This window comes from Wolbachia endosymbiont of Cylisticus convexus, from assembly GCF_003344345.1.
Window position 1 is genome coordinate 1 of record NZ_QPIP01000148.1, and the last position, 1687, is coordinate 1687.

The window sequence follows — 1687 nt, forward strand, 5'->3', positions numbered from 1 at the left end:
GGATTAAGTACTCTAATAAAACCATCTTCCGTCTTTTTGGCAACTACTGCACCAAGCTTAAGATTTTGACCTTTAGCTACTGTTATTTGGTCTCTTGAATATAGATTTGAAACTTCGTATTTCAGAAGATCCCCAAGGTTATTTTGTTCTGTTATAGTACTCATTTTGCTTTTCCCCTTTATTTTTTACTTTTGTTATACTACGAATATTCTAAATGCCAGATTGTGCACGACTTCTTGCTACCTGCATCATTAAATCTTCTGACGAATTCTTTGGTAATGTGCTTAAAATTTCAGTCTTCATTGTTCGTTCTGCAAGTATCGACATTAATATTTCTTGTGCTTGTTTGCTGCTAACATTCTGCTCTATAAATTCTCCTATTTTCTCTGGCATTCGTGATAAGTTGCATAAACGTATTAATTCAAGAACTTCAGCATGATAACTGTCATTTTTGATTTTATTAGTTAAATTATCAGTTTCTAGGTCAGTTGTAGTTTGTTCATTCATAGTAATACTCCTGTTTTTATTAATAGATGAAAGAATTGTCATTCCGTCTGCAAGGCCTATTTCTACTGCTTTCTCCCCAAAATATAGCCCTGCCTCTGTTGATCGAATCTTTTCAATTGAAAGACCTCTGTTCCTTGCTATTAGCTGCAAAAACATTTCATATAGTCGATCTACTTCTTTTTGTAAGCTTTCCAGACTTTCAGACGTCATTGGCTCATGTGGGTTTAAATCATTCTTTCGACTACCAGCAAAGATTGTGGTGTACTTAATACCTTGCTTTTCATCAAATCTACTTTGATCTATATGACTTGCTATTACTCCAATACTGCCAACACCAGAAGTTCTGCTCACAAATACCTTCTCAGCGCTTGAAGCTATAGCATATGCAGCAGAGTATGCATCATCATTTGCTATCGCTATTATCCTCTTTTTTGCTCTTGATTCATAAATAAAATCAGCTAGGTCAAAGACACCGTTTACTTCCCCTCCTGGACTGTCTATGTCAAGTAGAATCGTCTCTATGCTTTTATCTTCTAAAGCACTCTCTATCTCTTCATGAATATTTTCATACGAAGTCATGTCTAAAATATGATCAAAAGCTTCTGTTTTTTTTGTCAAAACTCCATAAATACGTATTATTGCTATTCCTTTTGGGTTTATATGAAAATGCTTTAAATTCTTAAAGATAGGTTGTTTGCTGTTATATAATGATAGTAGTTCAAAGCTTCTTCTCTCTACCATTATTGGTTTATTTATCCACATCACCTTCCTCCCCTTATTGTACTTTATGGCACATTAACGTCACAATCGAAACAAAGTCCAAAAGAATTAGCACGCTTTTGATCTTCTGCTATTTCTTGGTCAATTTCTTCTACATCGTAACCCATTTCTGATACTACTTCTGAGCGGCTCTTGAAGCCATTTCTTACCGCCATTTGCTGTGCTTGCTGATCTTTTAGCGGATCCACCCAATCAAATCCCTGTGGTATCCATTTTACTTCTTCTTTCGCTGCTTTTACTACTTTTTCATCTATACTCAGTTCTCCACAAAGCACTGCTAATTCTAGCCATCTACTCCATACTGGTCTGCAAAATTGAAATACTATAGTGTTGTGTTGCAGCATAGCACATCGACGACGAAACTCTATCAGCCCTGCTCGAATGGATGAATAATTAACAC

3 protein-coding genes are annotated in these 1687 nt (G+C 35.6%); all 3 read right to left on the reverse strand.

The window, feature by feature from the left end:
* Positions 1 to 164, reverse strand: a 164-nt coding sequence (locus Wcon_RS09340) for a head decoration protein (protein ID WP_147269154.1), incomplete at its 3' end; no start/stop codon positions are given.
* Between the two features lie 46 nt (positions 165 to 210).
* The gene (locus Wcon_RS09345) at positions 211 to 1269 is read right to left on the reverse strand and encodes a S49 family peptidase (protein ID WP_114517925.1); all 1059 of its coding nucleotides are present in this window, start codon (positions 1267 to 1269) and stop codon (positions 211 to 213) included.
* Positions 1270 to 1292: 23 nt separating this feature from the next.
* On the reverse strand, positions 1293 to 1687 hold a 395-nt coding region (locus Wcon_RS09350; RefSeq protein WP_114517926.1), incomplete at its 5' end, for a phage portal protein.

Coding starts and splice junctions, on each gene's coding strand:
- Wcon_RS09345 (WP_114517925.1), bottom strand. CDS start 1,269: ATGTGGATAAATAAACCAATAATGGTAGAGAGAAGAAGCTTTGAACTA.